Genomic DNA, 7155 nt, shown 5'->3' on the forward strand with positions numbered 1-7155 from the left:
CGGGCCGGACTCGGTCGGCGTCCTGATGTCGGTCTCCAAGGCCCTGGTCGCCGTCTGCGCGCATCTGCTGAGCAAGCGCGGTGTCCTGGACCTGCACGCACCGGTCTCCCGCTACTGGCCGGAGTTCGCGGCCTCGGGAAAGGCGGACACCACGGTCGCCGACCTGCTCGCCCACCGGGCGGGACTCCCCGCGTTCACCGCCGATCCGGAGGGGGTGCCCCTGCCCGGCCTGCTCGACGGCGCCGCGCGGGTGCGCGCACTGGCGGCGATGCGGCCCGTATGGCAACCGGGTTCGGCGTTCCTCTACCACGCGCTGACCTACGGCCATCTGATCGGGGAGGTCGTCCACCGGGTGTCGGGGACGAGCATCGGCCGGGTGTTCGCCCACCGGGTGGCCGGACCGCTGGACCTGGATCTGTGGATCGGTCTGCCGCGGCGGGAGGAACACCGGTTCGTACCGCAGTCCGCGGGCCCGCCGCCCACCGCCGGGCGGATCGCGGCGGCTGTCGGCGGTCTCGGCCTGACCCCGGATCATCCGCTCGCCACCGCACTGCGGGCCTCGGCGGCCGAACTGGCCCGGGTGACCGGAGCGTTCGGCAGTGCGGAGGGACGGTCCGCCGAGATACCGGCAGCGGGCGGCATCGGGAACGCCCGTTCGCTCTCACGGCTGTACGCCGCCCTCATCGGCCGCATCGACGGCGTACGGTTGCTGTCGCCGCGGACCCTGGACCTGGCGCGGACTCCGCACACCGACCATCTGCCGCAGCCCGCACCGCTGCACCGGTTCGACGGACCCGACCGCTCGCGCTTCGGGCTCGGATTCGAGCTGCCCCGCCCCGGGGAACCCTTGCTGGGCGACGGCTCGTTCGGGCACGCCGGCGCGGGCGGCCGGCTCGGCATGGCCCACCCGGAGAGCGGGCTCGCCGTCGGCTACGTCTGCACGGCGATGTCCTGGGATCCGTCGGCCGGCCCCGATCCGCGCTGGTTGCCGTGGACGGCGGCGGTCAGGGAGGCGGCGGGCATCCCCACCGGGACCTGACGTCGGCTCAGACCTTCTCCGTGCCGGCATTCTCCGACGACGGTGATCCCCTCAGCGGCGCTCCCTCCCCGGCCGCGCGGGTGGAGCGGGGCGCGCCGGCCGGGACCGCCGGTACGCCCCGCTCCGTTCAGCTCTCCGCGTCGAGGGCGAGCAACCGCATGATGTCGTCGATGGGCTGCTCCATGTCCGTCGTACGGTCGATAAGCCACTGGAGCTGGATGCCGTCGGCCACCGCGAGCAGCAGGACCGCCAGCCGCTCGGCTGGGATCTCCGTGGTCATCCGTCCCTCGTCCATCCGATTCTGGACGAAGCCGGCGACGCGCTCGCGCAGCACCGGATAGCGCTCCGCGAAGTGCGCGTGCGCCGGATGCTCCGGGTCACCGGCCGCCGCCGCCATGGAGACGAACAGCTCGACCAGCCCCGGGGTCTTCGCGCCTTCGCGGATGATCTCGCGATAGCTCTCGGGGCTGGTGCGCTCGTCCTGACGCACCCGGGCGGTCTCGTCGCGCATCCGGAGGACCTGGGTGAGCAGGTCCTCCTTGGAGCTGAAGTAGTGCATCAGCCCGGGCAGACTGAGACTGCACTTGGCGGCCACTTTGCGCAGCGACGTGCCGCGGTATCCCTCGGTGGCGAAGATCTCCAGAGCCGCCTGCAGGATCTCGGTCCGCTTCGCCTCGCCCTTTTCGTACGGGCCCCGTTTCGCCATGGTCAGCAGCCTAACCGGCACTGCGGACGCGGGCGGATCCGGCCGCCGGGAGTCCGTCGTGTCCATCGGATCCGCCGCGTCGGTCGTCCCCTTCGGGTATGCGGCCGGACCGGGCCAGTGAGCCGAGCCATCCGGCGGACGGTTTGGGCGTGCGGGCGAAGGTCTTCGCGTCGACCGCGATCAGCCCGAACGTCGGCCGGTAGGAGCCCCATTCGTAGTTGTCCAGGGCGCTCCAGTGCAGATAGCCGCGGACGTCGATCCCGTCCCTCATGGCCGAGGCGAGGCTCGACAGCGCAGCCGCGGTGTACGCGATGCGCCGGTCGTCGTCGGTGGTGGCGATACCGTTCTCCGTGACCAGGACCGGGACGTGCGGGCCGACGACCTCCGCGGTGTGCCGTACGGCCTCCCCCAGCGCCTCCGGGTAGACCTCCCAGCCGGTCAGTGTGGTGGGGGCGTCCTGCGGGACGGGCAGCGGACCGTCGTTGCCGATCCGGTGGCGTGTGTACGCCTGGACGCCGATCCAGTCGTCCTCGCGGGCGGCCTCCAGATAGACGTCCTCACGCGGCCGGGCGTACGCCGCCATGGCCTCCTCGGCACCGGGTTCGGCCTGGTAGACCTGGTTGGCGACCGTCCACCCCACCTGTAGCCCGGGGTCGGCGGCCTTGAGGACGGCGGTGGCTGCCCGGTGGGCGCGGATGAGTGCCTGCGTGACGGAGGCGTCCGGTTCCGCCGAGCCGGGGTCGAGTGCGACGCCGTTCGGCTCGCCGTTCTCCGGCGGGCCGGTGCTGCCGTCCGCCGCGAGCCCGGTCCTGCGGATCAGGGTGTGCATCAGCGCGATCATGTTCGGTTCGTTGATGGTGGCGACGTGGCGGACGCCCGGCAGGAGGATCTCCGTGGCCACGGCCGCGTACGAGGCGAACAGGTCCGCCGAGTCGGGCGAGGCCCAGCCGCCGAGAGCGCTGAACCACCGGGGGGAGGTGAAGTGGTGCAGCGTAACCAGCGGTGTCAGACCGCGCTCCAGGGCTCCGCACACCATGGCGCGGTAGTGCGCGACGGCCGCGCGCGACACCTGTCCGCGCTCGGGTTCGATCCGTGCCCACTCGATGCTGAACCGATAGGCGTTGAAACCGAGTTGGCTGAGCAGATCCATGTCCTCCGGCCAACGGTGGAAGCTGTCGGCCGCGTCTCCGCTGCGTTCGGACACGAAGGTGCCGGGCCGGTTCTCGATGGCCCACCAGTCGCTGGAGACATTGTTCCCCTCGACCTGATGGGCGGAGGTGGAGGCGCCCATCAGGAAGCCTTCCGGGAGTGCGAGTCCTGGCCCGGTCGGGGGCGTCATAGAGGAGCTCCTTCCGCATCGGAGCGGGGCGGCGGAAGCCGCTCCCCCCACTCCTTGAAAAGCGTTCATTGATCGGTTTTCGTGTTAGCGTACAGGCGCACCTGGCCTGCAGGAAGAGGCACCCGGCCTCGGCGCACCAGCGCGGGGCCCGGTACACACGTCCGTAGAACGCAGCCGGTGGAGGAGAGCATGAACGCCGTCATTCCCCAGCCCGAGCGGCAGACCACGGCCGCTCCCGGTCTCGGCCCGCACCCCGCGGCGCCCTGGCGGATCCAGGCGACGGACGACCGCCTCACGGGGGTGGCCAGGACCGTCGAGGCCCTTCTCGGACCGCACCTGGGAACCGGCGCACACTCCGCGGCCGCGCCGCCCGCGCCCCTCACGCTCACCCTCGACGAATCGCTGCGGCCGCACGGCCGGACTGTGGGCATCGCCCCCTGCGGCGCCGCCGGCCCCGTCGACGAGTCCTACCGCCTCACGGTCACCGGGTCCGGCATCACCTGCCTCGCCGCCACCCCCACCGGGGTCTTCCGGGCGGCGGCCACGGCCGTCCAGCTGATCGCCACCTCTCCCGGCCCCATCCCCTGCCAGGAACTGCACGACGCTCCGCGCTTCGCCTGGCGCGGCCTCCTGATCGACCCGGCACGCCATCACCTCACACCCGGCGAGGTGCGTCGCGTCATCGATCTGGCGGCGCTCTACAAGCTCAACGTCCTGCACCTGCACCTGACGGACAACGAGGGCTGGCGCCTCGAGATCCCCGGCACGCCCGAGCTCACCGGGACCCGCCCGGACGCCGCCCCGCGCGACTTCTACACCGCCGAGGACTACCGCGCCCTCCAGCGGTACGCCGCCGAACGCTTCGTGACGGTCGTCCCCGAGATCGACCTGCCCGGCCACTGCGCCACCCTGCGCGAGGCGCTGCCCGGCCTTCCGGACGCACCGGCGCCCGAGGGCCTGAAGGGCCGTTTCCCGTTCGTCCCGCCGCTCGACCTCGCGGACCGGGGCACCCGGGAGGCGGTGGCCTCGGTCCTCGCCGACGTGTGCCGCCTGACCGAGGGCCCGTTCGTGCACATCGGCGGGGACGAGGCCGTCGGGACGACGCAGGAGAGCTTCGCGCACGCGATCCGGGAACTGCGTTCACTGGTGCGGGAGTCGGGGAAGCGCCCGCTGGCCTGGCAGGAGTCCTCGCGCGCCGGCGTCGGCCCGGACGACATCGCCCAGTTCTGGGTGGATGTGGCGATGATGGATCTGCCGGACACCCCGGAGGAGCTCGCCGACCGCCCCGAACTGCTCGCGGCGGGCCACACCCCCGAGTTGATCGCGGCGCTCAAGAGGTTCTTCGCCCCCAGCGACAAGGACCTCGACCGCATCCTCGAAGGGGGCGGCCGAGTACTCCTGTCCCCCCAGTCCCACCTGTACCTGGACCGGGCTTACGACCCGGAGGTCGTCCCGCCCGCCCAGGCCTCGACCGCCGCACGTCTCGGATTCCCCGCCTACCGGCCCCTCGGCGTCCGGCACGCCGCCGCCTGGGACCCCGCATCCCATGCGATCCCCGAGGACCGCGTCGCCGGTGTCGAGGCGACGGTCTTCGCCGAGTCGGTCGAAGGGCTCGACGATGTGACCGTCCTGCTGCTTCCCCGCCTGCCTTCCGTCGCGGCGGCCGCGTGGACCGGCCGGGCGCCCCGCTGGGAGGACCACCGCGTCCGGGTCGCCCACCACGCGCGACTCTGGCAGCGGCGCGGCCTCGCCTACCTCGCCTCGACGGAGATCCCCTGGGAGATCGCTCACGCCGCTGACGAGGTCTGACATCGCCCTTGGCGCGCAGTGCTGTTCACCCTGCGGGCCGGGGTCACCGCACACTCAGGTGCGGGAGCGGCGGCTGCTCAGGAGGAGGGCCGTACCGCCCGTGACGGCGAGCAGAGCGACGCCGGCGAGTGCCTTCGCCGACGTGGAGGTACCGGTGCTGGCGAGGCCGGGGCGGGTGTCGTGGGCGGCCTGGAGGATCAGGTCGGTGATGTCGCCGGGGTCGGTCTCCATGACCGCGTGCGGGGCATCCACCTCGACGGTGGTGGAGCCGGCCCTCTTGGCCATGTAGCGCAGGTTCTGTGTACCGATGGTGCGGTCGTCGGTGGCGACGAGGTACCAGGACGGGATCGTCTTCCAGGCGGGGGTCTTGGACGGCTCCTCGCCGGTCACCGGGGCCACCGGACGCTGGGCCGCCGCCAGGACGTTCGCCCTGCTCTCGTCCAGCCGGTCGCTCAGGAAGACGTCGCTGAACTTGTCGGGCTTGATGTACAGGTCCACGTCGGTGGGCCCTCCGCCGAGCGGGACGGCGTCGAGCGCGGTGGGGACCGGCGCCGCGGGGTCGTCCGTGAGGCGGCTGCCGGGGTACTTGGCCGTCAGCTGGAGGGTGCTCTCACCTTGGTCCGGGGCGAACGCCGCGATGTAGACGAGAGACTTGACGTTCGGGTTGCCGGTGGCCGCGTTGGTGATGACGGCGCCGCCGTAGGAGTGGCCGACCAGGACGATCGGGCCCTTGATCGCCTTCAGCCGGGCCGCCAGGTAGGCGGAGTCGCCGGACAGACTGCGCAGGGGATTGGCGGCGGCGACGACCGGATACCCCTTGGCCTGGAGGCTCTTGATCACCTCGTCCCATCCTGAGGCGTCCGCCCAGGCACCGTGCACCAGTACGACGGTCGGCTTCGCACTCTCGGTGAGCTCCCCGTGGCCGGCGCCCTCGGACGACACGGCGGGTCCGGCGGATATGAGCGCCGCCGTCGGCAGGAGCAGGGCGAGAGGGAGGATCCGTCGGGTTCGTGCAGGCCGCAACTGCTTCATGATCACTCTTTCAGGGGAGAGGGGGTCGAGTGCTGACGACACTGCCGCCGGAACGAACGCCCGGCACCGTCAGGCGGGCCGGGCGGGTGAAGAGCTTTCGCGACGTGCGCGACGACCAGTACTCAGCTCCCCTGAGCGCCACACGGCAGAGCGTGATGCCACAAAATGAGCGTTTAGGCACTTACCGGTATCGTTTGTGGCGTTTGATCGCAGTCTCGGCCTCCTCGGCGGTGGCGGTTCCCGCCCCGCGAAGCCGACGCGTCCCCGCACACTCACCGCACGAGCACTTCAAGCGGAAGGATCGGCCATGGGCACGGTCACCACGGTTGACGGCACGGAGATCTTCTACAAGGACTGGGGCCCGCGCGACGCCCAGCCGATCGTGTTCCACCACGGTTGGCCGCTCAGCGGCGACGACTGGGACAGCCAGATGCTGTTCTTCCTCGCCCAGGGCTATCGCGTGATCGCCCACGACCGGCGCGGGCACGGGCGCTCCACCCAGAGCGCGTCCGGGCACGACATGGACACCTATGCCGCCGACGTGTGGGCGCTGGCCGAGGCGCTGGACCTGCGGCAGGCCGTACACATCGGCCATTCCACCGGCGGCGGCGAAGTCGCCCGGTACGTCGCCCGGGCCGAGCCCGGACGGGTGGCGAAGGCCGTACTCGTCAGTGCGGTGCCACCGGTCATGGTGAAGTCCGCGTCGAATCCGGGCGGCCTGCCGATCGAGGTCTTCGACGGGTTCCGCGCCTCCCTGGCCGCCAATCGCGCGCAGTTCTACATCGAGGTGTCGTCGGGTCCGTTCTACGGATTCAACCGTCCCGGTGCCGAGGTGTCACAGGGGCTGATCGACAACTGGTGGAGGCAGGGCATGCGGGGCGCGGCCAACGCCCACTACGAATGCATCAAGGCCTTCTCGGAGACCGACTTCACCGAGGACCTCAAGAAGATCGACGTGCCGGTCCTGGTCGCCCACGGCACCGACGACCAGATCGTGCCCTACGAGGACGCGGGCCCGCTGTCCGCGAAGCTGCTGCCGAACGGCAGGCTGAGGAGCTACGAGGGCTATCCCCACGGCATGCTCTCGACGCATCCGGAGGTCCTCAATCCCGACCTCCTGGCGTTCGTGAAGGAGTAGGGAGTGCTCCCCGCCCGGCAACGCGCCGACGAGTCCGGCCCGGGTTCCGCGGGGGGGGGGGGGGGGCCCCGCGGAAGGGGGGGGGGCCCCCC

6 protein-coding genes are annotated in these 7155 nt (G+C 71.7%); 3 read left to right on the plus strand and 3 right to left on the minus strand.

From position 1 onward, the window contains the following. A partial coding sequence (locus ACFWFI_RS39175) for a serine hydrolase domain-containing protein (RefSeq protein WP_387400143.1) occupies window positions 1–1039 on the plus strand: 1039 nt, incomplete at its 5' end. A gap of 127 nt (window positions 1040–1166) precedes the next feature. On the opposite strand, the gene ACFWFI_RS39180 is transcribed toward ACFWFI_RS39175, so the two are convergent. Together ACFWFI_RS39180 and ACFWFI_RS39185 are read right to left on the minus strand one after the other, a co-directional pair. After that, window positions 1167–1745: a TetR/AcrR family transcriptional regulator gene (locus ACFWFI_RS39180; RefSeq protein WP_387400146.1), complete on the minus strand. Its 579-nt coding sequence runs from the start codon at window positions 1743–1745 to the stop codon at window positions 1167–1169. A 10-nt stretch (window positions 1746–1755) separates the two neighbouring features. Then, window positions 1756–3084 carry a glycoside hydrolase family 1 protein gene (locus ACFWFI_RS39185; RefSeq protein WP_387400148.1) on the minus strand — a complete coding sequence of 443 codons (1329 nt, stop codon included), beginning with the start codon at window positions 3082–3084 and terminating at the stop codon, window positions 1756–1758. Window positions 3085–3273: 189 nt separating this feature from the next. Here ACFWFI_RS39185 and ACFWFI_RS39190 point away from each other — a divergent pair, with 189 nt between their 5' ends. Continuing rightward, a complete protein-coding gene (locus ACFWFI_RS39190; RefSeq protein WP_387400151.1) occupies window positions 3274–4893 on the plus strand; it encodes a family 20 glycosylhydrolase in 1620 nt (539 codons plus the stop codon). 54 nt (window positions 4894–4947) lie between these two features. Here ACFWFI_RS39190 and ACFWFI_RS39195 read toward each other — a convergent pair whose 3' ends face one another. Beyond that, on the minus strand, window positions 4948–5925 hold the full coding sequence (locus ACFWFI_RS39195) for an alpha/beta fold hydrolase (RefSeq protein WP_387400153.1): 978 nt from the start codon (window positions 5923–5925) through the stop codon (window positions 4948–4950). 307 nt (window positions 5926–6232) lie between these two features. Here ACFWFI_RS39195 and ACFWFI_RS39200 point away from each other — a divergent pair, with 307 nt between their 5' ends. Further along, on the plus strand, window positions 6233–7063 hold the full coding sequence (locus ACFWFI_RS39200; RefSeq protein WP_387400155.1) for an alpha/beta fold hydrolase: 831 nt from the start codon (window positions 6233–6235) through the stop codon (window positions 7061–7063). Window positions 7064–7155: the final 92 nt, after the last annotated feature.

Origin of the sequence: Streptomyces sp. NPDC060209, from assembly GCF_042728155.1 — a bacterium.
Lineage (GTDB): Bacteria > Actinomycetota > Actinomycetes > Streptomycetales > Streptomycetaceae > Streptomyces.